The organism is Rhodococcus sp. T7, assembly GCF_009872365.1.
In the GTDB taxonomy this organism is placed as follows: Bacteria; Actinomycetota; Actinomycetes; order Mycobacteriales; family Mycobacteriaceae; genus Rhodococcus_F.
On the sequence record NZ_WXYH01000325.1, the window covers coordinates 1 to 25,220 of the forward strand.

The 25,220-nt window shown below is 70.8% G+C and carries 16 protein-coding genes and 1 pseudogene; 5 read left to right on the forward strand and 12 right to left on the reverse strand.

The window, feature by feature from the left end; all coding sequences use genetic code 11:
- Positions 1–47: 47 nt before the first annotated feature.
- From MLGJGCBP_RS26840 to MLGJGCBP_RS26855, 4 genes are all read right to left on the reverse strand, one after another.
- Positions 48–1,367, reverse strand: a complete 1,320-nt coding sequence (locus MLGJGCBP_RS26840) for a S1 family peptidase (RefSeq protein WP_160099264.1) — start codon at positions 1,365–1,367, stop codon at positions 48–50.
- Positions 1,368–1,479: 112 nt separating this feature from the next.
- Positions 1,480–2,643, reverse strand: a complete 1,164-nt coding sequence (locus MLGJGCBP_RS26845) for a hypothetical protein (protein ID WP_160099266.1) — start codon at positions 2,641–2,643, stop codon at positions 1,480–1,482.
- A gap of 120 nt (positions 2,644–2,763) precedes the next feature.
- Complete coding sequence (locus MLGJGCBP_RS26850) at positions 2,764–4,719, reverse strand: LuxR C-terminal-related transcriptional regulator (RefSeq protein WP_160099268.1); 1,956 nt, start codon at positions 4,717–4,719, stop codon at positions 2,764–2,766.
- Between the two features lie 7 nt (positions 4,720–4,726).
- The gene (locus MLGJGCBP_RS26855) at positions 4,727–6,553 is read right to left on the reverse strand and encodes an Hsp70 family protein (RefSeq protein ID WP_160099270.1); all 1,827 of its coding nucleotides are present in this window, start codon (positions 6,551–6,553) and stop codon (positions 4,727–4,729) included.
- A gap of 358 nt (positions 6,554–6,911) precedes the next feature.
- Here MLGJGCBP_RS26855 and MLGJGCBP_RS53275 point away from each other — a divergent pair, with 358 nt between their 5' ends.
- The 3 genes from MLGJGCBP_RS53275 to MLGJGCBP_RS26870 all read left to right on the forward strand — a co-directional run bounded on the left by MLGJGCBP_RS53275 (position 6,912) and on the right by MLGJGCBP_RS26870 (position 13,785).
- Positions 6,912–10,277, forward strand: coding sequence for an IniB N-terminal domain-containing protein (locus tag MLGJGCBP_RS53275; protein ID WP_160099272.1), 3,366 nt, complete (start codon positions 6,912–6,914; stop codon positions 10,275–10,277).
- 170 nt (positions 10,278–10,447) lie between these two features.
- On the forward strand, positions 10,448–12,292 hold the full coding sequence (locus tag MLGJGCBP_RS26865; RefSeq protein ID WP_160099274.1) for a dynamin family protein: 1,845 nt from the start codon (positions 10,448–10,450) through the stop codon (positions 12,290–12,292).
- Positions 12,289–13,785 (forward strand): dynamin family protein, encoded by a 1,497-nt coding sequence (locus tag MLGJGCBP_RS26870; protein ID WP_160099276.1) that lies wholly within the window; start codon positions 12,289–12,291, stop codon positions 13,783–13,785. The genes MLGJGCBP_RS26865 and MLGJGCBP_RS26870 overlap by 4 nt, the downstream gene beginning before the upstream one ends.
- Before the next feature lie 13 nt (positions 13,786–13,798).
- On the opposite strand, the gene MLGJGCBP_RS26875 is transcribed toward MLGJGCBP_RS26870, so the two are convergent.
- Positions 13,799–14,818, reverse strand: coding sequence for an RNA-guided endonuclease InsQ/TnpB family protein (locus MLGJGCBP_RS26875; RefSeq protein ID WP_236581397.1), 1,020 nt, complete (start codon positions 14,816–14,818; stop codon positions 13,799–13,801).
- Here MLGJGCBP_RS26875 and MLGJGCBP_RS26880 point away from each other — a divergent pair.
- Positions 14,778–14,864, forward strand: a pseudogene (locus tag MLGJGCBP_RS26880) (IS200/IS605 family transposase); the annotation flags it as partial. The gene MLGJGCBP_RS26875 and the pseudogene MLGJGCBP_RS26880 overlap by 41 nt on opposite strands.
- A gap of 91 nt (positions 14,865–14,955) precedes the next feature.
- Here the strand turns inward: MLGJGCBP_RS26880 and MLGJGCBP_RS26885 are convergent.
- The 7 genes from MLGJGCBP_RS26885 to MLGJGCBP_RS26915 are packed head-to-tail and all read right to left on the reverse strand — an operon-like array spanning position 14,956 to position 23,669.
- Positions 14,956–16,275, reverse strand: a complete 1,320-nt coding sequence (locus tag MLGJGCBP_RS26885) for a DUF2252 domain-containing protein (protein ID WP_160099278.1) — start codon at positions 16,273–16,275, stop codon at positions 14,956–14,958.
- Between the two features lie 27 nt (positions 16,276–16,302).
- Positions 16,303–17,295, reverse strand: a complete 993-nt coding sequence (galE, locus tag MLGJGCBP_RS26890) for a UDP-glucose 4-epimerase GalE (protein ID WP_160099280.1) — start codon at positions 17,293–17,295, stop codon at positions 16,303–16,305.
- Positions 17,296–17,310: 15 nt separating this feature from the next.
- Positions 17,311–18,393 (reverse strand): ABC transporter ATP-binding protein, encoded by a 1,083-nt coding sequence (locus MLGJGCBP_RS26895; RefSeq protein ID WP_160099282.1) that lies wholly within the window; start codon positions 18,391–18,393, stop codon positions 17,311–17,313.
- A gap of 54 nt (positions 18,394–18,447) precedes the next feature.
- Positions 18,448–19,638 (reverse strand): galactokinase, encoded by a 1,191-nt coding sequence (gene galK, locus MLGJGCBP_RS26900; protein WP_160099284.1) that lies wholly within the window; start codon positions 19,636–19,638, stop codon positions 18,448–18,450.
- Complete coding sequence (gene galT, locus MLGJGCBP_RS26905) at positions 19,635–20,801, reverse strand: galactose-1-phosphate uridylyltransferase (RefSeq protein WP_160099286.1); 1,167 nt, start codon at positions 20,799–20,801, stop codon at positions 19,635–19,637. The genes galK and galT overlap by 4 nt, the downstream gene beginning before the upstream one ends.
- Entirely contained in the window at positions 20,788–21,594 is an 807-nt protein-coding gene (locus MLGJGCBP_RS26910; protein ID WP_160099288.1) for a DeoR/GlpR family DNA-binding transcription regulator, read from the reverse strand. Before MLGJGCBP_RS26910 ends, galT begins: the two co-directional genes overlap by 14 nt.
- Positions 21,591–23,669: a beta-galactosidase gene (locus MLGJGCBP_RS26915; protein ID WP_160099290.1), complete on the reverse strand. Its 2,079-nt coding sequence runs from the start codon at positions 23,667–23,669 to the stop codon at positions 21,591–21,593. Before MLGJGCBP_RS26915 ends, MLGJGCBP_RS26910 begins: the two co-directional genes overlap by 4 nt.
- Before the next feature lie 232 nt (positions 23,670–23,901).
- On the opposite strand from MLGJGCBP_RS26915, the gene MLGJGCBP_RS26920 reads away from it, so the two are divergent.
- The gene (locus MLGJGCBP_RS26920; RefSeq protein ID WP_160099292.1) at positions 23,902–25,197 is read left to right on the forward strand and encodes an ABC transporter substrate-binding protein; all 1,296 of its coding nucleotides are present in this window, start codon (positions 23,902–23,904) and stop codon (positions 25,195–25,197) included.
- The last annotated feature ends 23 nt before the right edge of the window (positions 25,198–25,220 follow it).

A 25,220-nucleotide genomic window follows, 5' to 3' on the forward strand; every position in this document is an offset into this window, starting at 1 on the left:
GTCCGTGACGAAACGGGCACCGGGCGCAGGCTGAAAGCGGTGGAGAACTAGTCGGAGATGGTGCGCACGTGCATCCCGGAACCGACCGTGTCCACGATGTCCGCGACCGGGATGCCGAGGCTGGCGGTGCCGCCCTCCGGTGCCAGCACCAGGTTCGCCTCCGTGCAGTTGGGGGCGCCGGCGGCATTGGAACCACTGGTGATGCCCAGCGCGAGGGTGCCGGTGACGATGGCGCCGCCGCTGTCACCCGCGAGGGTGCACGCGGTGCCCGCGAAACCGTTGATCACGCGGCTCGAACCGTCGGCCACGAACAACTGCGTCTCGACGTGATCGGCGGCGACCACACCACATGTGAACGACGACGTCTGACCCGACTTGCAGATCGGGGCGCCGACGACGGGACGGGCGGTGCCGGTGATCTCCAGCGTGGTGCCGTTCGCGCCGCGCACCGCGGGACGGTCCAGACCGGCCTTGACGCCCGCGTCGTTCAGCTTGATCACCGAGTAGTCGAGCTTGTCGGCCGGGTTACCCACCGACGACTTCGAGAACGCGCCGATCTGCTGGCTGTCGTCGACGTTCTGATGGTTGGGGAGGAACACCGGCGACGGCTGACCCTCGACGGGGTTGCAGTGCCCGGCGCTGATGTTGACGGCCTGGCCGCTGTCGTCGACGGCGTTGAAGCCGAGCGAGCAGACGGAGATTTCCGAGATCGGCGTCTTCGGCAGTTCACCCGCGGTGGTGATGTACGTGTCGCCGGCGAGGGGACCTCGCTCCACCGGACCGCCGCCACCGGGGCTCAGCATCACCTTGACGTTGGCGAGCAGCGTCGGCAGGTTCAGTGCCTGGCCGACGGGGCTGTTGACGACGTCGATGACGACGCGGTTGTCGAGAACGTCGATCGACGCGGAGTTGACCTGGGAGGCCACGTCCTTCGGCAGGCCCGCGATCCAGCCGTTCACGTCGGCGAGGGTCTTCTCTAGACCGTTCGCGGACACCGGCGCAATCCGGGTGTCGTACCCGGCCTTGGCTGCTGCGGCGGCGGCCTCGTTCGTGGTGACCGCGACGACGGGCTTGCCGTCGAGGCCGATCCACGCCCCGGCGAAGTCGTCGGGATGCTGCTCCCGGAAGTCCTCGGCGTAACTACCCAGCTCCTGTGCCTTCGCGGCGCGGTCGAGGTATTCCTGCGGGCTGATCTTCAGGTCGCGGGTAATGGCCTCGACGAGTTCGGCCGGCAACTTGTCGGCGCTCAGCTGCGTGGTGTCGGGCTGCGTAACAGGGTCGGCCTGGGCGGCAGTGGAAAACGGAAAGAGAAGAAGCATTGCCGAGGCGCCTACAACAGCGGCGCGGTGCGCCAGCACGTTACGCATGAAATCCCTTCTGCACGGAATCCGTTCACTGGGGATTCCTTCTGGGGTGGGTATCAGCGCCCCACCTTAAGCTACGGACGGGTCGACCCGTCGGGCAGGTGTGATCGAAGCCTCACTGACCTGGCGTTTTCAGTGCAGGCTGCACCGGAGTCGTCGTGGTGGTGATCGCGGCCACCGATTCCTTCGTCGTTGTGGTGGTCGTCGTCTCCGGCGCAGTGGTCGTGGTCGTCGCGGCGGTCGTCGTCGTGGTGGTCTGCGGGACCGTGGTGATCGAGGGAAGGGTGATCACCGGCGTCGTAGTCGTCGTGGTTGTAGTCGGCGGGGGCGGCGGCACGAACACGGACGTCGTCTCCACCGGGGTGGGCGGGGGAGCGACCGGGATCGGGGCCTCCACCTCCGGCGTCACGGCCACCTCCTGCGTGCTCGCCGTCGGGAACACCGCGGGCGCGACCGGTGTGGGCCGCGCGGTCGTCGTCGTCACCGCCGCGGTCTGCGCGTCCTGGATCGACGGGACCGCGGTGCTGCCGTTGCCGGTGAGCGCGAACGCGACCGCCCCACCGGCCACCACCAGTGCGGCCGCGGCGACGCCGGCGATGATCAGCGGCCGACGGTCGAGGCGCTTGGCGGTAGCGGTCGGCGTGCTCGCCGGAAGGGACGCCTCGGTCTCGGCCGGCGGAAACGCGTCGGCGGACGCGGCAGCAGCGGCCGCCGGCACCGCCGTCACGGCGGAGTACGCGGTGTGCAGCGGGGCCTCGACGACGGGAATCGACTCCGTGTCGGCGCTCGTGTCCTCGTCGGTCAGCGCCAGCCCGGCCGCCAGCAGCGCCGCACCGTGGGCCGGGGACTCGGATGACGCGGCGAGCGCCACCGACTCCGGGATGAGCGTCGCCTCGCCCAGACCCATGTAGTCGAGCGATTCACGCAGCTTGGTGACGATCTCCGGCGCCCAGTCCGACGGATGGGTCGCGGTGACCTTCACCGTCCCGGACAGTCCGTCCGACGCCTCCCGGAACAGGCAGAACATCGCCGTCGCGACGAGGTCCTCGGCGCGGGTCAGGGAACCCGCGTACTCGATGCCCGCGGGCTCGCCGACGCGTGCGAGGAAGTCGCGGACGGCGCCCGTCGACTCCGTGCCGGGATCGCCGAGCTGAACAGTGCCGTCCGGTGCCGTGAACAGGACGGACGGGTGTTCGATCGTCCTCACGTCGGTTCCGGAAGCGGTCACCACCGCCGTGGAAACCGAATCGCCGACGGTGAGTCCGACTCCGGTGGTCATGGAAGATCCTTACTGGCACGGTTCAGAGGGGTGCATCATCGCACCATGTGCACAGTGTGTCGCGCGCCGCAGGCGAATGGTTACATACGGCACCCGTGAGTACTTCTTAACCGCCGGCGGTTAAGAAGTACTCACGGGCGGCGAAGCCGCAGAACCGTGGCCCATCGCACGCAGCATCGACAGCAATTCCGACCGCGACCCGGCGCCCAGCCGCCGCCGGATCCGGGCGACGTGGTGCTCGATCGTCTTCGCGGAGATGTAGAGACGCGACCCGATCTCCCGGTACGTCAGCCCCTGGACCAGCAGTTCCGCGACCTCCGCCTCGCGGTCGGTGAGCGCCCCCGGGGTGCTCGGGCTCGGCACGACCGCGGAGTCGGCGCCGTTGCCGGCGGACGTCGGCTGGCGCAGGGCCCGCGCGACCTGCAGCAGGGTGGTCGCCACCCTGGTGTCGGAGGCGCGCAGCGCGGCCTCACCGGCGAGGCGGGCGCCGTCCCACGGCAGGCCGATCCGGTCGAGGGTGCGGGCCGCGTCCTCGACGGAGGCGGCGTCGATGTCGCCCTGCAGCACGCGCAGCCAGGCGCGACCGGCGGTGGCGAGCCCGGACGCGTACGTGCTGACCTTGGCGGCCTCGCCGAGGGCGCGGGCGTGCGGCATCAGGTCGGCGGGGCATTCGGCGAGGATCGAGGCCTGCACGCCGTACCAGTGCAGGGCCGATCCCCACATCGCCGGTTCGCCGAGGGTTCGCAGCAGCGACTGGGCGTCCTCGACGAGGTGGGTGATCCGGCCGGGTTCGCCGACGCGGATCGCGGTGAGCCACAGTTCGCCGAGCGGCAGCAGGCTCAGCAGGTCCACCGAGTACTCGGCGAGCACCCCCTGCGCGCCCGCCCACGCCTGGAGCAGGGCCGCGTTGTCGCCGGTGCGCCGCGCCAGCCCGACCCGCAGGCCGTGGACGAACAGCAGATCGCGCTGGTGCATCGTCGCCGCGTCGAGACCGTCGAGCCGGGACTGCGCCGACGTGAGGTCGCCGCGGACCATCGCCGTCCACGCGGTGAGCAGTTGGTGCCGGTTCGCGGTGACACTGCCGGGGCGCTCTGCGTCCCGGGCCCGGGTGAGGACGGCGTCCGCGTGGGCGAGTTCGCCGCAGTGGAGTGCGGCGAGGGCGGTGATCGCGGCGGGAGAGTCGGGCAGCATCCGGGGCCGCGACGCGCGGCCGGGCAGCGACAGGGCGCGGGTCAGTGAGTTCAGTGCCGCATTCGCGGACGCGGTCACCGACTGCACGAGTCCGGTCGCGACGAGGGCCGCGCCCGCGGTGGCAGCGGTGGGAGGTGCGCCCGCGCTCGTCGCGAGGACGGCTTCGGCGTCGTCGAGCCTGCCTGCGACCACGAGGACGGAGGCGGCGACGGAGGCGTCGGCGCCGGCCCGGTCCGCACCGAGCCAGGCGTACAGTTCGGCGCTCCGGTCGATCATCCCGCAGTACGCGGCGCCTGCGGCCGAAATCCGGACGGCCGCAGCGAGTTCCGGACCGTCGACGGTCGCCGATCGTTCGAGGACCGAATCGGCCAGGCCGACCGCGGTGTCGAGGTCACCGTTCAGGGCGCTCGCCTCGGCGTACGCGACGACGGCGCTGTCGGAGAGCCTGCCGGCCCGGCCCGCTTCGGCGTACAGCGCGACGGCGACGGCCGGCTCGGCGAGTTCGGCCTGGGCGCAGAGGAATTGGCTCAGCTCCTCGCTGGGTGTTCCGGTCGAGGCCACCGCACGGGCGACGGGCAGCGTGAGCGTTCCGCCGTCGAGATGATGGGCGAGCAGGCGGCGCGCCAGCGTGTGCAGGCGGTTCTCGCCGAGTGTCGTCGTGAGATGCGTGCGATCGAGAACCAGGGTGTCCCGTTCGTCGACCCAGCCGTCCGAACGGAGCGCGTCGACGGCCGCGCGGGCACGGTCGGGTTCGACGTCGAGGACCCGGGCGACCACCGTCTCGTCGAGGTCGCTGCCGAGCAGAACCAGTGCGAGAGCGGAGAGTTGGGGGCCGTCGAGGTCCGCGAGTTCGGTGGGAGGAAGCGGTGAGGGCAGCGTGGACACCGGCGCCCTATCCGCCGTTGCCGAGGACGCCGGGCACCAGGCCGGTGACTCCGCCGACAACGCCGCCGACCGTGTCGCCCACCCCGGTGACGGTGTCGCCGACCGCGCCGGCACCACCGACGATGGTGTTGGCGATCGCGGCGCCGCCGTCGGACGGAACGCTCGGTGCCGGAGCGGGCGCAGGTGCCGGCGCGGGAGCAGCGGGTGCCGGAGCGGGTGCGGGCGCCGCAGCGGCGGGGGCCGGGGCCGTGCCGGGTGCCGCGGCAACCGGTGGGGCCGCGGCCGGTGCGACGGTGCCGGGTGGGACGGTGCCGGGCGCGGCGACCGGAGTCGCGACACCGGCCGCGGTGCCGGGAACCCCGGTCGCGGCGGCGACACCCGCAGCTTCGGTGCCGGGTGCGACGGCGCCCGTGGCGGCGGCCTCCGCCGGAACACCGGACGTGGAGGCCGCACCCGCCGACGTGCCCGACGACTGCGAGGTGGTCGAACCCGAACTGGACGCCGGTGCGACGTCGAAGGCCGTGCCGAGCGACAGCCCACCCGCGGCGAGCAGGGCGATGGCGGCGACGGACGCGGTGATGATCCCGGCCTTCTTCTTGCGCGACATGCCGGTGGGGGCGGGGTCGACGGGTCTCGGTGCGGGCGGCCGGGCGGCGAGGACGACGGTGTCGGCGTCCGACTCGACGGACTTGGCGGCGGCGGACGCTGCCGCCGCCGGTGCGGCGGCGGGAACGACGACCGGCATCCGCGCGACGGTCGGGGCGGCGGCGCGTCCCGCATCCCGGTCGGCGGCGAGCAGCGCCGCACCCAGGGCGGCGGTGTGGCCCGGACGTTCGGCCGCGACGACAGGGACCCGCAGTTCCGCGGACAGGAGTTCCGCGACGAGCGGGATGGCGGCGCTGCCACCGGTGAGCACCACCTGGGTGACGTCGCTGGATTCGAGACCGGCGGCGTGGATGCTCTCGCGGACCAAGGTCACCGAGTCCTGCAGGGGTTCGCGGATGAGGTCTTCGAGTTCCGAGCGGACGAGGCGCACATCGGTGGAGATGCCGGGCAGTTCGATGCCGATGGTGGCCTCGGTGTCGGAGGACAGTGCCTCCTTCGCCGCGGTGCACCGGGTCCGCAGGCGGGTCAGCGCGGCGACGGTGTCGGGGGCGAACGGGTCGATGTCGCCGAACTCCTCGGCGACGTTGCCGAGGACGTACTGCATGGTGGCGTGGTCGAAGTGGGCGCCGCCGAAGTCCTCGGACCGCACCGGCTTGCCGAGGACACCGGTCTCCGTGCCGTGTGCGTCCGAACGGAACAGGGTGATGTCGAGTGATGTGCCGCCGAGGTCGTAGATGACGGTCAACGCGTCGTCGTGGGTGCCGCGGGTCCGTTCGAGCCACGTCATCACCGCCTGCGCCTCCGACACGAGGGTGGCGTCCGCGACGCCGGCCTCCTCGAGCGCCTCGGCGAGGACCCCGACGGTGTACGGCGGCCAGACGGTCGGGTGGGCGACGACGGTGGCCGGGAGACCGTGCCTGCCCGACGCCGCCTCGTGCACGATGCAGCTCACGGCGGTGGCCACGAGGTCTTCACCGGAGTAGGTCGAGCCGTCGTCGGTGAGGATCCCGACCGGGTCGCCCACGCGGTTCGCGAAGTCGGACACCGTCACGGCGTCCGGTTCGCCGCCGTCGCCGCCGAGTACGGGTGCGCGGTCGGGGGAGAGGTGCAGAACACTCGCGCGGGACAGGACGGTGAGGTCGGCGGCATCCGTCACGCTCGCCCCGTCCGTGTCGACGGCGGCCACCGTGTTGACCGATCCGACACCGATACCGAGCGCTGCAGCCATGTTCCACTCCTGTGATCCTGGCGGGCGTCACGCCGCCTGTGTCAGACGGACGGTGCCGCCGTCGCATGTGACGGCCGGGGCCGTCGTGGTCACTCGAATTGTCGCGTGCGGCGGCCGTTTCGTTACGCCGATGCGCAGGTCGACGGCAGTTACGGGGCCGATCCCCTAATGCCCCCCTACCCCCTAACGGTGGGGGCCCGACCCCCGATGGGAGATCCCCGATACCGGGGCCGGCGAGTAGGGGGCGCCGCCCCGTTGGGAAGGGGGCCGCCGATCCATAACGTGTATTTCACTCGCCGTCACAGCAGTTGTGGTGGCCACCCGAACTCCCCGAACCTCGACCACAGGAGAGATTGCCATGGCTACCAACGCCGTCCTCGACTTCATCCTCGGCCTTCTTCGCGACGAGCAGGCTGCGGCGGCCTACTGCGCCAACCCGACCGACGCGCTGTGCGCTGCCGGCCTGCAGGGTGTGAGCCACGCGGACATCGTCTCCGTCGCTCCCCTGGTCGCGGAGTCGGGACTGTTCGCGGGCAGCGGAGCCGACCTGGCCGCGATCGTCAACGCCGGTGCCGGTGTCGTCGGTGACGTCGCCGGCGGTCTCGGCGCGGGTGTCGGCGGCGGACTCGGTGGCGGCCTGGGCGCAGGCCTCGGTCTCGGTGGCGGCCTCGGCGGTGCGGTCGGTCTCGGTGCCGGCGCAGGCCTCGGTCTGGGCGCCGGCCTGGGAGGCGACTTCGACTTCGCCGCGGAACTGGCCGCCGGTCTGAGCTCCGCACTCGGCGCCGCACTGGAGATCGGCGGCGAGATCGGTGCACAGCTCGGTGCCGCGCTGGGTGCGGCCCTCGACGCGGCACTCTCCCTCACCGGTGGCCTCGACCTCGGCAGCGCCCTCGACCTCGGCACCGTGATCAGCGGAGCCCTCGGGGGAGCGCTCGGACTGGGCACCGACCTGACCGCGCAGCTCGCCACCACCCTCACCGCGGCAATCACGGCCCTGCCGGTGGTCAACGTGGCCGGTGGTCTCACCGGGATCCTCGCGCCGGCCCTGTCGATCGGCGGTGACCTCGGCGCCGAGCTGGGGGCGGCTCTCGGTGCCGCCCTCGCAAGCGTCGTCGACCTCGGTGGCAGCGTGGACGGCGACATCCTCACCGGAGTCGGTGCCGGCCTCGACCTCGGCGGCCTGCTCGGAACGACCCTCGGCAGCGTGCTCGGTGTCGACGCCGGTCTCGGTGGCACGCTGGGCGGTGCCCTCGACGCGGCGATCGGTGCCGGCGGCGGACTGGGCGCGACCCTCGACGGACTGCTCGGCGGTGACCTGCTCGGCGACGTCGCCGGTTCGCTCGGCGGAGTCCTCGGCACCGACCTCGGCGCCGTCCTCGGTGGCGCGCTCGGCGGTGTTCTCGGTGCGGGCGGCGACCTCGGCGCAGACCTCGGTGGCGCGCTCGGTGCGACGCTCGGCTCGATCGCGGACCTGGGTGGCGGGCTGGACCTCGACGCGATCCTCGGCGCGGGCGGCAGCCTCGGCGGTGCGCTGAGCGGGCTGCTCGGCGGTGAACTCGGAGTCGGCGGCGACCTCACGGCCGGTCTGGGCACCGCACTGGACGCGGCGCTCGGTGCCGGCGGCGGACTCGACCTCGGTGCCGTGCTCGGTGCCGACGGCGACCTCGGTGGCGCGCTGAGCGGCATCCTCGGTGGCGTCCTCGGCGCAGGCGGCGACGTCAGCGGTGATCTCGGCGGAGCCCTGGGCGGTCTGCTCGGCGGCGCACTCGACCTGGACGGCGGCCTCGGCGGCGCACTGTCCGGCGCACTCGACAGCGGCCTGGGTCTGGATGCCGCACTCGGCACGGTCCTCGGCGGCGCCCTCGGCCTGGACGGTGGCCTGGCCACGCAGCTGGGCAGCACCCTCGACGCCGCACTCGGTGCCGGTGGCGTGACGGGCCTCGACCTCGGTGGCCTGCTGGACGGCGGACTGGACCTTGGTCTCGGCGGCGACCTCGGCCTCGGCGGGGAACTGACCTCGGAGCTGACGACGGCCCTGAGCGGTGCCCTCGGTCTGGGCGGCGACGCAGGCGCGAACCTGGGAACGGTCCTGGGCGGCGCGCTGGAGAGCGGCCTCGGACTGGGCGGTGTCCTCGACACCGGTGCCGATCTGGGAACCACGATCAGCAGCGCGCTCGGCGGAGTGCTCGGAGTCGACGGTGACGCCACCGCCGGACTGGGTGCGGCGCTCGACGCGGTGCTCGGTGCGGACGGTGGGGTCGACCTCGGCGGGGCGACCGACCTGGGTGGTCTGCTCGGCGGTGCGTTCGGTGCCGGTGGCGCCGCGGGCGCCGATCTCGGCGCGGCCCTCGGCGGAGTGCTCGGCGGTGCGCTGGAGACCGGCGGCGCCCTCGACCTCGACAGCGTCCTCGGCGCGGAGGGAAGCATCGGCAGCACGCTGGGCACCGCTCTCGGCGGCGTCCTCGGCGCGGACGGCGACCTCAGCGCGACCCTCGGTTCCGCACTGGAGACGGCACTGGAGGCCGGTGGCGGGCTCGACCTCGACTCCGCTCTGGACGCCGACCTCGGACTCGACGCGGCAGCCGGCGTGGGCGGCGCCCTCGACGGTGCGCTGGACGCAGGCACCGGTCTCGCGGGTGGCCTGACGAGCGGCATCGACGGTGCGCTGGGCGGGCTGCTCGACGTCGGCACTGACGTCACGGGCAACGTGGGCGGCGCCGTCGGCGGCGGTGTGGCGGGCGGCGCGGACGCTGCGGCCGGCATCGGTGCCGGTGTCGCGGCGGGTGTCGGCGCGGTCGCCGACGCCGGAGCGGACCTGGGCGGCAGCCTCGGAACCAACCTGGTCGGCGGACTGGACACGGCCGGTGGCCTGGGCGCCGGCCTGACCAGCGGCCTCACCGGTGGTCTCGGCGGAATCTTCGAAACCGGTGCGGGCCTCGGCTCGGCACTGACCGGCAGCGTCGGCGGTGCCGTGGACGCGGTCGGGGAGGCGGGCGCCTCGGTCGGCGCGGTCGCCGACGCCGGTGCGAGCCTGGACGCCAACCTCGGCGGTGCTCTGGACACGGCCGCCAACCTGGGCGGCACGGTCGGTGGCGCCCTGGACACGGCCGCGAACGTCGGCGGAGGCCTCGGCGGCACCGTGGACGCCGCTGCCGGAATCGGCGGCGACGTGGCAGGCGGACTCGAAGGCAGCGTGGACAGCGCCGTCGACGCCACCGCCGGTCTGACCGGTGGCCTGGAGGCCACCACCGACGCGGCCGCCGACCTCGGCGCCGGACTGTCCGGTGGCGTGGGCGGACTCGGATCGCTCGGCACCTCGGTCGGCGGCGCCCTCGACGGTGCCGTCGGTGGAGCGGTCGACGGCGGAGCCGCAGCGGGCGGTGCCCTCGACGGTGCAGCGTCCGCCGGTGGATCGGTCGCGGGTGGCGTTTCCGCCGGTGCGGATGCAGGTGCGGACGCCGGTGCGGACGGTTCCGCGGACCTCGGAGCGGTCGGCGGCGCCGTCGCCGACACCACCGGTTCGATCGCCGGCGGCCTGGGATCCACCCTGGGCGGTGCCGTCGACACCGGGGCCGACACCTGGTCGTCGATCGACGCGGACAACGCGTTCGGCGCCGACTCGGGCCTGCACGCCGACACCGACGGTTCGCTGTTCGGCGACACCGACTCCTCGGTGGACCTCTCGCACGACGTCACGGGCGTGGTCGATCACCTCGAGCCGTGATGAAATGGCGGTTCCGGCATCCCCCAGACAGGGCGGCCGGGACCGCCGTACGATGTAACGAAATCAGCCCCGGACGCGTTATGCGTGCGGGGCTGTTTCACACAGTCGGGTGTCGGGGCACCGAACAGGTGCCCGCACGAGGTCGGAAGAATTGCGGGTCAACGAAGCTCATGGACAGTGCAGCCGCCGAGAAGAGTCCAGCCCGATCGCAGTCGATGACGGCGCTGCTCGAGCAGGCCCTGGACGTGGCGAAGCGGTTCGGTCGCGGCGACCTGGCGCAGCGCCTCGACTCGGCCCGGAGCCGGGTGCAGGACCCGCGGATGCGGATCGTGGTGGTCGGGCCGCTGAAGCAGGGCAAGAGCCAGTTCGTGAATTCGCTTCTCAACCTCACCGTGTGCTCGGTGGGCGACGACGAGACCACCGCGATCCCCACCGTCGTCCAGAACGCGGAGACCGCGTCGGCGGAACTGGTCCTCGCCGATCCGGGAGCCGACCCGATCCGGGTGCCGCTGCCGCTCGACGAGCTGAAAGGCATCACCCCGGCCTCGCCTCGCGCCGGGGGCCGCGAGGTGCTGCGGGTGGAGGTCAACGTTCCGAGCCCGCTGCTCGCCGACGGACTGGTCCTCGTCGACACACCCGGGGTGGGCGGCGCGGGCAACCCGCACGCCGCGAGCACGCTCGGTCTGATTCCGGCGTCGGACGCCGTGTTCGTCCTCTCCGACGCCAGCCAGGAATTCACCGAGCCGGAACTCGGTTTCATCCGCCAGGTCACGAGCCTGTGCCCGTCGGTGGCCTGCCTGATCAGCAAGACCGACCTGTACCCGCACTGGCGCGAGATCGTCGAGGCCGATCGAGGGCACCTCGCACGCGCCGGTCTCGACGTTCCCCTGATCCCGATCTCCTCGGTGCTGCGTTCGCACGCGCTGCGACTGCAGGACGAGGAACTCAACACCGAATCCGGTTTCGTCGACCTGTACGCGTTCCTGCGCGACCGGGTGGTGGCGCGCGCGGAGGCGAACACCCGCCGGGCCGTGTCGCTGGACGTGTCGTCGGCGGCCGAGCATCTGACCCTGGGGATCGGCAGTGAGCTTGCCGCCCTGCGTGATCCGGCGAAGGGAGTCGCCGCGGTCGCGGAACTACAGAAGGCGAAGGCCGCCGCCGAGGAACTCCACAAGAAGACGTCGCTGTGGCAGCAGACGCTCGGCGACGGCATCGCCGACCTGGCCGCGGACATCGACCACGACCTGCGGGACCGGTTGCGCCGCGTCACCCGGGAGGCGGAGGAGACGGTCGACGAGGGCGATCCCGGCAAGGACTGGGACGCACTGGGGCAGTGGCTCGAGCAGGAGTTCGCCACCGCGATCGGCGACAACTTCGTCTGGGCCCACGACCGCGCGCTGTGGCTGGCCGAGGTGGTGGCGCAGCACTTCGCGGAGACGGGTTCCGTCGAGTTGCCGCACCTGGACGTCGCGAACGTGGACGGGGTCCTCGAACCCGTGGCGTCGCTCGCCGACCTCGAGGCGGGGCGCATCGGCATCACGCAGAAGGTCCTCGTCGGGATGCGCGGGTCCTATGGCGGCGTCCTCATGTTCGGTCTGATCACCACCATGATGGGGATGGCCCTGGTCAATCCGATTTCGATCGGCGCCGGAGTCCTGCTGGGCACCAAGGCGTACCGGGAAGACCGGGAGAGCCGGATCCTGAAGCGGCGGGCCGAGGCGAAGGCCGCGATCCGCCGGTTCGCGGACGACGCCAGCTTCCAGGTGGGCAAGGAGTCGAAGGACAGGCTCCGGTCGATCCAGCGGTTGCTGCGTGATCATTTCACCGCGATCGCCGAGCAGGCGCTGCGTTCGATCAACGAGTCGCTGCGGGCCGCGCAGGAGGCGGCGAACCTCGAGTCCACCGAGCGGACCCGCCGCATCGCGCAACTCGAGAAGGATCTGCACGTCGCCTCCGAGCTGAAGCAGCAGGCCGCGCAACTCGTCGCAGGCGACGCCGGAGCGGTCACGGCATGACCACCGCTCCGCTCCACGAAGCCCGGGCACTCATCGCGTCCGCCCGGCAGTTGTACGCGGGCCGCCCCGAGATCCGGGACCAGCTGACCGAATGCGCCCGGCGATTGGAGCAACCGCTGCGGGTGGCGCTGGCGGGTTCGTTGAAGGCCGGCAAGTCCACGCTGCTCAATTCGCTGGTGGGCCAGGACATCGCACCCACCGACGCCACCGAGTGCACCCGCGTCGTCACCTGGTACCGGAGCGGGTCGACGCCCACCGTGACGGCCTGGTACCAGCCGGACCCGGGCACCGGCGGCCGGCGTTCGGCGAACGTCCCGGTACTGCGCCGGGACGGACATCTCACGTTCGACCTCGGTCACCTCACCGCCGACCAGGTGGACCGCCTCGACGTGGAGTGGCCGTCGTCCGCGCTGGCGCACACGACGATCATCGACACCCCGGGCACGTCCTCGCTGTCCCGGGACGTCTCGGCCCGCACCCTCGAGATGCTCACCCCGGACAACGAGGCGTCCGGTGCCGACGCCGTGGTCTACCTGCTGCGCACGCTCAACGCGACCGACGTCCAGTTCCTCGGTCAGATCGGCGACCACGTCGGCGACGAATCGGGACCGCTCGGTGTGGTCGGGGTCGTGTCGCGGGCCGACGAGGTGGGGGCCGGACGCCTGGACGCCATGATGTCGGCGAAGGAGGTGGCGTCCCGGTTCGCCGGCGAACTCGAGCGCACCGGGCTGTGCCAGGCCGTCGTCCCCGTCGCGGGTCTGCTGGCACTGGGGGCCCGCACGATGCGTCAGGCCGAGTTCACGGCGTTCCAGCATCTCGCCGAGGTGCCGGTGGACGATCTGAACCTGGCGATGCTGTCGGCCGACCGGTTCGCCCGGGAGGACAGCCCGCTTCCCGTGGACGCCCGGATGCGGGCCCAGCTGGCAGACCGCTTCGGGCTCTTCGGGATCCGGATGGCCGTCACCCTGATCCGGCTGGGCACCAAGGACTCGCCGACGCTGGCGGCCGAACTGGTGGAACGCAGCGGGCTCGACGAACTGCGTCAGGTGATCGACATCCAGTTCGGGCAGCGGGCCGATCAGTTGAAGACCCACTCGGCGCTCGTCGCACTCAAGCGGGTCCTTACGGCGCATCCGGTGCCGGGGGCGGGCGAGATCCTGATGTCGGCCGAACGACTGCTCTCCGACGTGCACGGTTTCCAGGAACTGCGGCTGCTCGGGCGGCTGCGGTCCACCGAGGTGGGTCTGCCCGCCGACGACGTGGCCGAACTGCAGCGCCTGATCGGCGGGTTCGGAATCCAGATTTCCGAACGACTGGGCACCGACGGTGACGACTCCGTGGAGTTGCAGCGCATGCGGGCGCTCGCCGCGGTGCGGAAGTGGCGCGAACGCGCACGGCACCCGTTGCTCGACCAGTTCACGGCAAGGGCGTGCACCGTCGCGGCCCGCAGCGCGGAAGGTGTTCTGGAGGAACTGAACACGGTCCGCCTTTGACGCCCTCCTCGGCCTAAAGACCGGGGATTCCTACCAGCGCCGATTGACGCTCTCGGTGGGTTCCTGCTTCGCCGCGCTGCGCCGGAACACGTTCCGGTCTTACCTGCGCTCCACAGGCGTTTAGCCTCTCCGCCCGTCCGGCGGCGAGAATGTTTCGTGCTGCATTGAGGTCCCGATCGTGCTCGGCTCCGCACGGGCAGGTCCACGAGCGCACCGACAGTGGCTTGAGGCCGTCGATCCGTCCGCACGCCGAGCACAGTTGCGAGGACGGGAACCACCGATCGACCTTCGAGAAGTGCCGTCCGTACCGGGTGGCCTTCTCCTCGAGCAATCGGGTGAAGATGGACCATCCGGCATCGTGCACCGATTTCGCCAACCTGGTCTGTGCCAGCCCCTTCACGCACAGGTCCTCGACGTACACCGCTTGGTTCTCGCGGATGATCGCCGTGGACTGCTTGTGCGCGAAGTCGAGTCTGGCAGCCCGGATCTTCGCGTGTGCCCGGGCAACCTTGATGCGGGCCTTGGCCCGATTCTTCGATCCTTTCTGCTTGCGGGACAGATGCTGTTGCGCCTTGCGGAGTCGACGTTCGGCGCGGCGGAAGAACTTCGGGGAGTCGACGCTCTTCCCGTTCGAGAGAACCACGAACGTCGCCAATCCGAGATCGATACCGACTTCGGTGTCCATCTCCGGCATCGGTTCGTCGTCCACCGCCACCACGAACGACGCGAAGTACCGACCCGACGCATCCTTGATCACGGTCACACTCGACGGCTCGGACGGCAACTCCCGAGACCAGCGCACTTCCACGTCCCCGATCTTCGGCAACCGCAGTGCGCGTCCGTCCGTGATCTGAAATCGCGCGTTTTTCGTGAACCGGATCGACTGCCGGTGATCGTGACGGGACCGGTATCGCGGCGATCCGAGCCTCGGCCCTTTGCGCGTGCCGGTGATCGAGGCGAAGAAGTTGCGGTACGCGGAATTCAGATCGGCCAGCGCCTCATACTTCGCGGGGTCGGTCGGCGGTGCCCCGATCTCCATCCTTCGCCAATACATCGAGCAGCAGCACCGGCCCGCCTAGCCAGGACGCGCTCGGGCCTGAAGGGGCCCTCCCGTGCGCCTTCACCCCCGCCGTGAACGGCGGAGCACTGGCGCACAACCTGGTAGCCGAGCTACGTCGCGGACACGCCCGCGATTTCGCCCTCCCGGAACGCGTCCACGAACAGTTGGTGATCCTTGCGGCTGACCTCGGCGTAGGCGATGCCGAAGTCGACGATCTCGCCGACGAACTCGTCCAGCCTGCCGTCGACGACGTTCTGGATCGCGTCCTCGGTCTGGAACGTCACCAGGGTCTGGTCGCTGTCCTCGTCGGAGACGCAGTGCACCTTCGCCGTCGCCCGGCCGAGGTCCTCGAGCAGCGGCGCGATGTCCTCCGGTTCGGTGAGGTCGGACCAGTCGAGGTCCAGTTCGTACGGAGAGAGTTCGGCGACGACGAAGCCGCTGCCGTCGATCTCCGTGTAACCGAGCAGTGGATCCGTGTGGACCTGCAGGGCGCGCTGACTCACCGCGGTGCGGTGGCCCTCGTGCTCGAAGTACTCGCGCACACCGGGTTCGTCGACGATCCGGCTCGGAGCGGCGACGTTGCCCTGCTTGAGAGACAGCACGATGTCGTTCTCGAGCGCCTGGGACGCCCCTTCGATGAGCACGTTGTACGCGGGCAGGCCGGCGCTGCCGATCCCGAAGCCCTTCCGGCCCACCACGTCCTTGATGCTGTAGAACACCGGGCGTGAGGACCGCTTGCTGCGGGGGATCCTCTCGACGTACGTCTCCACCGCCTCGCAGACCGTGGTGCGTTCCGCCTCCTCCAGTTCGCGGACCCCGCGGCCGCGGCGGAAGTGCCGGTCGTAGTCCTCGAGCACCGTCACCGATTCGAGCAGGCTCACCCGGGTGGCGAGGCGCGCGCTCAGCAGGAGGTCGTGAATGGCGCCGCGCGAATTGTCCAGGCGCAGCGCATACGCCTCGTCCGCCTCCTCCCGCGCATACTGCAGGACCTGCTCGACGTAACTGCGCAGATACGTCTCGGCGAGTTCCCGGACATCACTCTCGGGGAGCGCCTTCTGCCAGCCCATCAACGCCAGACTCGCGACGAAGCGCCGCAGATCCCAGCTGAAGTGCCCCACGTACGCCTCGTCGAAATCGTTGACGTCGAAGACGAGCGTGCCCTCCGAGTTCATGTACGTGCCGAAATTCTCCAGATGCAGATCGCCGTGAATCCACACGCGGCCGGTGCGCTCGTCCGCCCACGGATCGTCGAAGTCACGCAGATCGTCGTAGAACAAGCACGCGCTGCCCCGGTAGAACGCGAACGGGTTGGCGGCCATCTTCCGGAACTTCGTGCGGAACGCGCTCGGATCCGCCTCCATCAGGTCGGCGAAGGCCTCGACGAGGACCTCCACGATCCGCCTCTGCCTCGTGGAATCGGCGTCGTCCACAGCAGCCTCCTTCTCGCGGCACAGCCGTCACGACCGCACCGAACCACGGTAGCGCCGCCGCCCGGCCGGCGACTGCAGATACGCCCAGGCATCGGCCACGATCTCGTCGAGATCGGTGTGCCGTGGCTGCCAGCCCAGTTCGGCCTGCACCCGGGCGCCGGACGCGACGAGTACGGCCGGATCCCCGGCGCGGCGCAGGGCGTCCCGGGTGGCGACGGACCGCCCGGTGACGCGTTCGCAGGACGCGATCACCTCCCGCACACTGAACCCGGTGCCGGTGCCGAGGTTGTAGATCCGGTGCGTTCCGGGCCGCGAGAATTCGAGAGCGAGGACGTGCGCCTCGGCCAGGTCGCGGATGTGGATGTAGTCGCGGACGGCGGTGCCGTCGGGGGTGGGCCAGTCGGTGCCGAACACCGAGATCTCGTCGCGGTGCCCGGCCGCGACCTGCAGCACCAGCGGGATCAGGTGTGTCTCCACGGCCCGGTTCTCGCCGAGCCCGGCGTACGCGCCTGCGACGTTGAAATACCGGAGGCTGCACGCCGCCAGCCCGTGGGCGTGCGCGTACGACGTGATCGCGTGGTCGATCGCCAGTTTGGTGGCGCCGTACGGGTTGGTCGGCCGGGTGGGTGCGTCCTCGGTGATCGGCACAGAATCCGGGGAACCGTACGTCGCCGCCGTCGAGGAGAACACCAGCCGGGCTGTACCGGAGGAGCGCATCGCCTCCAGCAGCGTCAGGGTCTTGACGACGTTGGCCTGCCAGTACGTTTCCGGTGTCTCCACCGACTCGCCGACGAGGGAGCGGGCGGCGAAATGCAGCACGCCGTCGATATCTTCGGCGCCGAGAACCCGGTGGGCTGCGCTCGCGACGTCGTCCTCGACGAATTCCGCTCCTGCAGGCACCGCGTCGGCGTTGCCGGTCGACAGGTCGTCGACGATGACGACCGTGTGGCCGCACTCGAGTAGTCGCTGCGCGCAAACGCTGCCGACGTACCCGGCGCCGCCGGTGACGAGAAGTTTCACCGTTCTCCTTCCGTTTCAGTCGCCGAGCCGGGCGCCGGTGGTGGGCGAGAAGTAGTGCAGGCGGGCCGGATCCGGTGCCAGCCGGATCACGTCGCCCTTGGCCGGGGAGGCGGAGTCGCTGACCCGGGCGACGATGTCGTGGCCGCCGAGGTCGCCGTCGCGGACGAGGCGTCCGTAGATGTAGGCGTCGGCGCCGAGTTCCTCGACCACGTCGACCTTCACGGCGGTGCCCTGATCGGACACGGTCCACGCCTCCGGGCGGACACCGACGACGACCCGGCCGGTGTCCAGGGCGCCCAGCACCGACCGCTCGATCGGCGTCGACAGCGAGCCGATCCGGGCGTCGCCGTGCACGACGTCCACCTCGAACAGGTTCATGGCCGGTGACCCGATGAACCCGGCGACGAAACTGTTGACCGGCTTCTCGTACAGGGTCTTCGGGCTCGCACATTGCTGCAGGACGCCCGCCTTCATGACGGCGACGCGGTCGCCCATCGTCATTGCTTCCACCTGGTCGTGGGTGACGTAGACGGTGGTGGTGGCCAGTCGGCGCTGCAGCAGCGAGATCTGGGTGCGGGTCTGCACCCGGAGTTTCGCGTCGAGGTTGCTCAGCGGTTCGTCCATGAGGAACACCTGCGGGTTGCGGACGATCGCCCGGCCCATCGCGACCCGCTGCCGCTGCCCACCGGACAGTGCCTTCGGTTTGCGGTTCAGGTAGTCGCCGAGGTCGAGGATCTTCGCGGCCTCCTCGACGCGGCGCCCGATCTCGCTCTTGTCCATGCCGGCGATCTCGAGGGCGAAGCCCATATTCTTCGCGACCGTCATGTGGGGGTACAGCGCGTAGTTCTGGAACACCATCGCGATGTCCCGTTCCTTCGGGGCGAGCGCGGTGACGTCGCGTTCGCCGATGCGGATGGCGCCGTAGTCGACGTCTTCGAGACCGGCGAGCATCCGCAACGACGTCGACTTGCCGCAGCCGGACGGGCCGACGAGGACGAGGAATTCGCCGTCCTCGATGTCGAGGTTCAGCGAATCCACTGCCGGCACGTCCGAGCCGGGGTACATCTTGGTCGCCGCGTCATACGTGACTCGTGCCATGGTCTTCTCCTCGCAGTTCGAGAAATCGGTTGTTCGAGAAATCGGTGGGGAAATTCAGAGTCGGTGGGCCGAGCCCGACGGCTCGGCGGACAGGAACTGCGGTGTGGGCAGGGACGCGGATTCGGCGCGGCGGACGATGTTCTCGGTGACGGCGTCGACCCGGTCGAGGGGGACGAGCGCGATCGCGGAACCGCCGAAGCCGCCGCCGGTCATCCGTGCTCCCCAGGCGCCGGCCTCGACCGCGGCGTCGACGGCGGAGTCGAGTTCGACGGAACTGACCTCGTAGTCGTCGCGCAGGGAGGCGTGCGAGCGGTTGAGGGCGTCGCCGAGGTCGGCGATCCGGCCGCGGTCGAGCAGATCGGCGACCTCCCGGACGCGGCCGATCTCGCCGAGCACGTGCCGGGCCCGCTGCGCCGCAGGGGAACTCAGCGCCGCGACGGCCGCGTCGGGGTCGGCGACGTCGCGCAGGGTGGCGACACCGAGGTCGGCGCACGCCTTCTCGACGGCGGCGCGCCGGTTGCCGTACTGGCCGTCGACCAGCCGGTGCGGCGCGTTGGTGTCGACGACCACCAGCCGGGCGCCCGCGGAGCCGAAGTCGAGCGGGACGTGCCTGCTCGTCCCGTCCCGGCAGTCGAGGAGCAGGGCGTGGCCGGGGCGGGCGAGCATCGCGACCGACTGGTCCATGCCGCCGGTGGACGCCCCGGCGATCTCGTTCTCCGCGCGGATGGACGCGTCGATCAGCGGCCGGCGGCCGGACTCGTCCGTGGGCAGCCCGGCGAGGTCGGCGACGGCGAGCGCGAACGCGCACTCGAGCGCGGCCGAACTCGACAGCCCGGAGCCGACCGGGACCGTCGAATGCACTGCCACATCGAAACCTGTTCCGGCCGTGAGATGTCCGGATCGGCGCAGCGCCCACACCACCCCGGCGACGTACGCGGCCCAGCCGGACGGGGGGCCCGGGGCGACGTCTGCGAGCGCACCCTGCCAGGACTCGCCGGTGTGGGTGGACAGGGCGTGCAGGATCCCGTCGTCCCGTACGCGGACGGCGACGACGGTGACGTAGGGGAGGGCGAACGGCAGGACCAGTCCGCCGGCGTAGTCGACGTGCTCGCCGATGAGGTTGACGCGGCCGGGCGCCGCCCAGACACCGTCCGCGTCGCCGCCGAACGTGGTGCGGAACAACGCCTCCGCGGTGCCTGCGACCGTGTGCTCTTCGGCGGGGGTCACCCACTGTGCGGCATTCACGACGCCACCTCCCGTAGCCGGTCGGCGATGCGCTCGGGCGTGGTGTCGTTGACCCACGCACCCATCCCGGATTCCGAGCCGGCCAGGTACTTCATCCGGCCTGGTGATCGCATCATCGAGAACAGTTGCAGGTGCAGCCGTCCGAGCGGGCGGTCCTCGCCGACGGGTGCCTGGTGCCACGCCGCGATGTAGGGCACGGCGTCGACGCCGTCGAAGAAGCGGTCGACCCGCCGCAGCAGTTCGAGATACACCTGCGCGAGTTCGTCGCGTTCGTCGTCGGTCAGTTCGGCGAGGTCGCGGACGTCGCGGTGCGGTGCGAGGTGCACCTCCAGCGGCCAGCGCGAGGCGGCCGGAACGTACGCGGTCCAGTGTTCGCCGGCCAGCACCACCCGTCTGCCGGAGCGGCGTTCGGCGTCGAGGACGTCGGCGAGCAGCAACCGCCCGGTGCTCTCGAAGTGCTCGCGGGAACGCCGGATCAGCGCGTCCGTGCGCGGCGGCAGATACGGGTAGGCGTAGATTTGCCCGTGCGGATGGGTGAGAGTGACACCGATTTCCTTGCCCCGGTTCTCGAAGCAGAACACCTGCCGCACCCCCGGCAGCGCCGACAGTTCGGCGGTGCGGTCGGCCCAGACGTCGACGACGGTGCGGACCCGGTCGATGCTCAGAGTGGAGAACGCGGCATCCGGGTTGCTGGTGAAGCAGACCACCTCGCACCTGCCTGCTCCCGGTGCCAGCGGCCACAGCGCCTCGCCGTCGACGCAGTCCGGGAGGTCCTGCTCCGCGGCGGCCGTGGCCAGCGAGGGGAAGCGGTTCTCGAACACCACCACGTCGTAGTCGTCGGCCGGAATCTCGGTGGGCGCCTTGCCCGGCCGGCTCGGCGCGAGCGGCGACGCGTCCGGCGGCGGCAGGAACGTGCGGTCCATCCGCTGCGCGGCGATGACCACCCACTCCCCGGTGAGCACGTCGAAACGCATCTGCGACAGCGACACCGCGGGCGGCAGCGGACGCGAATCCACCAGTTCCCGGGTGGCGCCGCCCGACACGTATGGCTCGGAGTCGTCGAAGTAGAGGAGTTCGCGGCCGTCCGCGAGCGTCGTCCGGGTCTTGCGCATCCGGACGCGCGTGGGGGCCTCCAGCGCCTCCTGTTCGTCACGCACGGTCATCGATATGTCCTTCCGCGTTCTCCCGTGTGACCACGAGATCGCCGACGTGGTCGGCGAGGGCTTCCTGGGCGGTGCGCTCGAGCCCGGCGTCGGTGATGAGGATGTCGACGTCGGACAGCGGGATCGTGTTGGCCAGCGCGGTCACCCCCCACTTCGTGTGGTCGGCGAGCACCACGACGCGCCGCGACGACGCGACGAGCGCCTGATTGGTCTGGGCTTCCATCAGATTGGGGCAGGTCAGCCCCGAGTCGATCCCCATGCCGTGCGTGCCGAGGAACAGCATGTCCACGTGGATGCCGCGCAGGGCGGCGACCGTGAGCGGTCCGACCAGGGCGAACGACGGGGTGCGCTGACCGCCGGTGAGGAGGATGGTCTGGTCGTCGCGGCCGCCCTCGTGGAAGGCGTCGGCGACGGGCAGCGAGTTGGTGACGACGGTGATGTCGGGGACGTCGAGGAGTTCGCGGGCGAGGGCGTGCGTGGTGGTGCCGCCGGAGATGCCGACCGACGTGCCCGGCCGCACCAGCCTGGCGGCGGCGCGGGCGATGGCCCGCTTGGCCTCCCGGTCGAGTTCGGACTTCGCCGAGAACCCCGGTTCGTGGACGCTCGCCGAGCGCGGCAGCGTCACCCCGCCGTGCACCCGCTCGACGAGACCCTGCTCGACGAGTTCGTTGATGTCGCGCCGGATGGTCATGTCGGAGACCCCGAGCGTCACACCGAGGTCGACGACCTTCACCGCGCCGTGCGTGGTGACCTCGTCGAGGATCACCTGCTGGCGCTGACGAGCGAGCATCATGCGTCCGCCTTCCGTGTCGGGGCGCCGGTGCCGGCGCTGTCTTCGCGAATCACAGCACAGTTGCCCGGTTCCAGCGTGAGCGGTCCGTCGAACACCCGTTCAGTCACGAGGTCGGTGCCCGAGACGTCGACGGTCACCTTCTCGTTCGTGTGATTGAGGACGAACAGCCACGACCCGTTCTCGCCCCGCCTGCGTACGATCTCGACGTCGGAGTTCCCCCCAGCGTGCAGGTCGAGACCGGCTGCGGCGCAGACCGTCTCGGCGAGCCGCTCCAGGCCCCGCGTGTCGGGGACGGTCGCGAGATACCACGCGGCGCCGTCGCCGACGGGACGCCGGGTGACGGCGGGCACGCCCTGCAGGTGTCCCTCGGTGTGGCGGGCGAGGACGTCCACGTCCCCGGCGACCGTGAGGTATTCGGTCCAGACGCGGGCCGACGTGCCGTCGTCGAGGGCGACCGTCTCGTCGGCGCCGAGTGGGAAGAACTCCTCGGTCCGGACGCCGAGCAGGTCTCCGAACGCCCCCGGGTAGCCGCCGAGCCGGACGTGGTCGTCGCGGTCCGCGATCCCGGAGAACGCCGTCACCAGTACCTGCGCGCCTGCGCGGGCCGCCGCGGCGATGCGGTCCGCCTCCTCGTCGCTGCACAGATACATCGCGGGCACGACCAGCACCGAGTACCGGCCGAGGTCGGCGTCCGGGGGAACGACGTCGCAGGTCACCCCGGCGAACGCGCGGTGCATCCGCTCGGCGATCGTCATCGGCTGCATCAACCGCGACGGGTGCCCGTCCTGCTCGCACGCCCACTGCGACTCCCAGTCGAACAGGATGCCGACCGGGGCCTCGACGCGGCTGCCGCGGACCGGCTCCAGCCGCTGCAGCACCGCCCCGAGTTGGACGACTTCACGCCACCGGGCGGAGTCGGTGCCCGCGTGCGGCACCAGCGCGGAGTGGAACTTCTCGGCCCCGGCCTGCGACGCGCGGAACTGGAAGAACGCGACACCGTCCGCGCCGCGAGCGACGTGGGCGAGGGAGTTGCGCAGCATCTCGCCGGGCGCCTTCGCCCGGTTGACCGGCTGCCAGTTGACGGCACTCGTCGAGTGCTCCATCAGCAGCCACGGCTCGGAACCGGCGATGCCGCGGGTGAGGTCGGCGGAGAACGACAGCCGGTGGTGGGCGGCGCCGTCACCGGTCGCGGGTCCGACCAGATAGTGGTCGGTGGAGACGAGGTCCTGTTCCGGCGCCCACTGCGCGTAGTTCATGTCGCCGGCGAGGGACAGCGGCGAGCCCATGCCCACCATGAAGTTCGTCGTCACCGGGACCTCGGGGGTGATGCGCCGCAACACCTCCCGCTCCGCGAGGTACTGGTCGAGGAGCGCGTCGGAGCAGAAGCGGCGCCAGTCCAGCAGATGGGTGGGGTTACCGAACGTCGTGCTCGCGGCAGGCGGCACCACCTCGTCCCACGCGCTGTAGTGCTGGCTCCAGAACGTCGTGCCCCATACCCGGTTGAGTTCGGTGAGGTCGCCGTAGCGACGCTGCAGCCACCGCCGGAACGCCCGCGCGCTGTCGGGGGAGTAGCAGCGCGAGTTGTGGCAGCCGAGTTCGTTCGACACGTGCCAGAGAGCGAGTGCGGGGTGGTCGCCGTAGCGGGTGGCCATCTTCTCGACGAGGGCGAGGGAGTGGTCGCGGTAGATCGGCGAACTCGGGCTCCACGTCTGCCTGCTGCCGATCTCGTACCGGTAACCGCGTTCGTCCACGGGCCGGATCTCGGGATGCGCCGCCGTGAGCCAGGGGGGTGGGGACGCGGTCGCGGTGGCCAGGTCGACGCGGACGCCGCCGTCGTGCAGGAGGTCGAGGACGCGGTCGAGCCAGCCGAAGTCCCAGGTGGAGGGGGTGGGCTGCAGTCGCGCCCAGGAGAAGACGCCGACGGTCGCGAAGTCGACGCCCGCCTCGCGCATGAGTTCGACGTCGTGCTGCCAGACCTCTTCCGGCCACTGCTCGGGGTTGTAGTCACCGCCGAAGGAAATGCCCCGGGTCGGCCACCGCAGGTGCCGCCCGCCGGAATCGCTCGCTGTGTGCATGCTCACAATCTGTCCGATCGCTGCTCAAAAGTCAACACGAATGAACATTTATGCACTTACGCAGGTAAACGCGCTGTGTAGCGGTTGACAACGCGTGACAAGGCGTGGTTTTGTAACCTGCATCACGTAACGGCGTGAGGCGACATCAGCGAAATGTGATCGAGTTTGTTCGATTTCGATTCGGATGGTGAGCGACTCCGCCCCACCCCGCTACTCGAGCGAAAAGGGCACCATGAACCGAAACGAGCTGCCGCACCCGTGGCAACCCTCCCGGCGCACCTTTCTCAAGGCCGCGCTCGGCGCCGCGGGCGCCCTGTCGACGGCCGGCCTGCTGTCCGGGTGCACCAGCGGCGTCGACCCCCACGTGATCACCCTCGGATCGCGGCTGTCGGACAAGAACGCCAAACTCGGCGTGCAGGACGTCGTCGGGATGTTCCAGCAGCAGACCGGCGGCGCCGTGCGCATCAACTCCGTCGACTCCACGTCGTTCCAGGAGAACGTCAACAACTACCTGCAGGGCACCCCGGACGACGTCTTCACCTGGATGTCGGGATACCGGATGAGGTATTTCGCCGACAAGGGCCTCGTCGACGACGTCAGCCCGGTGTGGCAAACGCACGGCAGCGGCTTCAGCGACAGCTTCCGCGAGGCGTCCACCGGCACCGACGGCAAGCAGTACCTGATCCCGTTCTTCTACTACCCGTGGGCCGTGTTCTACCGCCCCAGCCTCTGGCAGCAACGCGGTTACGCGCCGCCGAAGACGTTCGACGAATGGGTGGCCCTGTCGAAACGCATGCAGTCGGACGGGCTCACCCCCATCGGTTTCGGGGTCCGGGACGGCTGGTCGCCGTTCGGCACGTTCGACTATCTCGATCTGCGCCTCAACGGCGTCGACTTCCACCGCTCCCTCCTCGCGGGCGACGTGAGCTGGACCGACAACCGCGTCCGGTCGGTGTTCGACACCTGGCGCGAGATCCTTCCGTTCCATCAGCCGCAACCGCTGGGCCGCAAGATGTCCGAGGCGCAGCAGGCGCTCCTCAACAAGGAGGTCGGGATGCTGGTGGCCGGCATGTTCGTCGCGCAGAGTTTCCCGGCGGGCCCCGACCGCGAGGATCTGGACTTCTTCGCGTTCCCCGAACTCGACTCCGCGGTCGGCACGTCGGCGGTGGAGGCGCCGATGGACGGATTCATGATGCGCAAGGATCCGCGGAATCCCGACGGGGCGCAGCAGTTCCTCTCCTTCCTCACGAACGCCGACGCCGCCGTCGCGTACGCGAAGCAGGACCCCCAGGCGATCCCGGCGCACCGCGACGCCGACCTGTCGAGTTTCCCTCCGCTCGTGCAGAAGTCGGCTGCCCTCGTCCAGGGTGCGGGGTCCATCACCCAGTTCCTCGACCGGGACACCCGCCCCGATTTCGCGTCCGTCGTGATGATCCCCGCGATGCAGCAGTTCCTCGGCAACCCGAACGACGTGGACGGCTTGGTCCGGAGCATCGAGCGGCAGAAGGCGGCGGTGTTCGGGCAATGAGCGCACACGAGAAGACAACGACC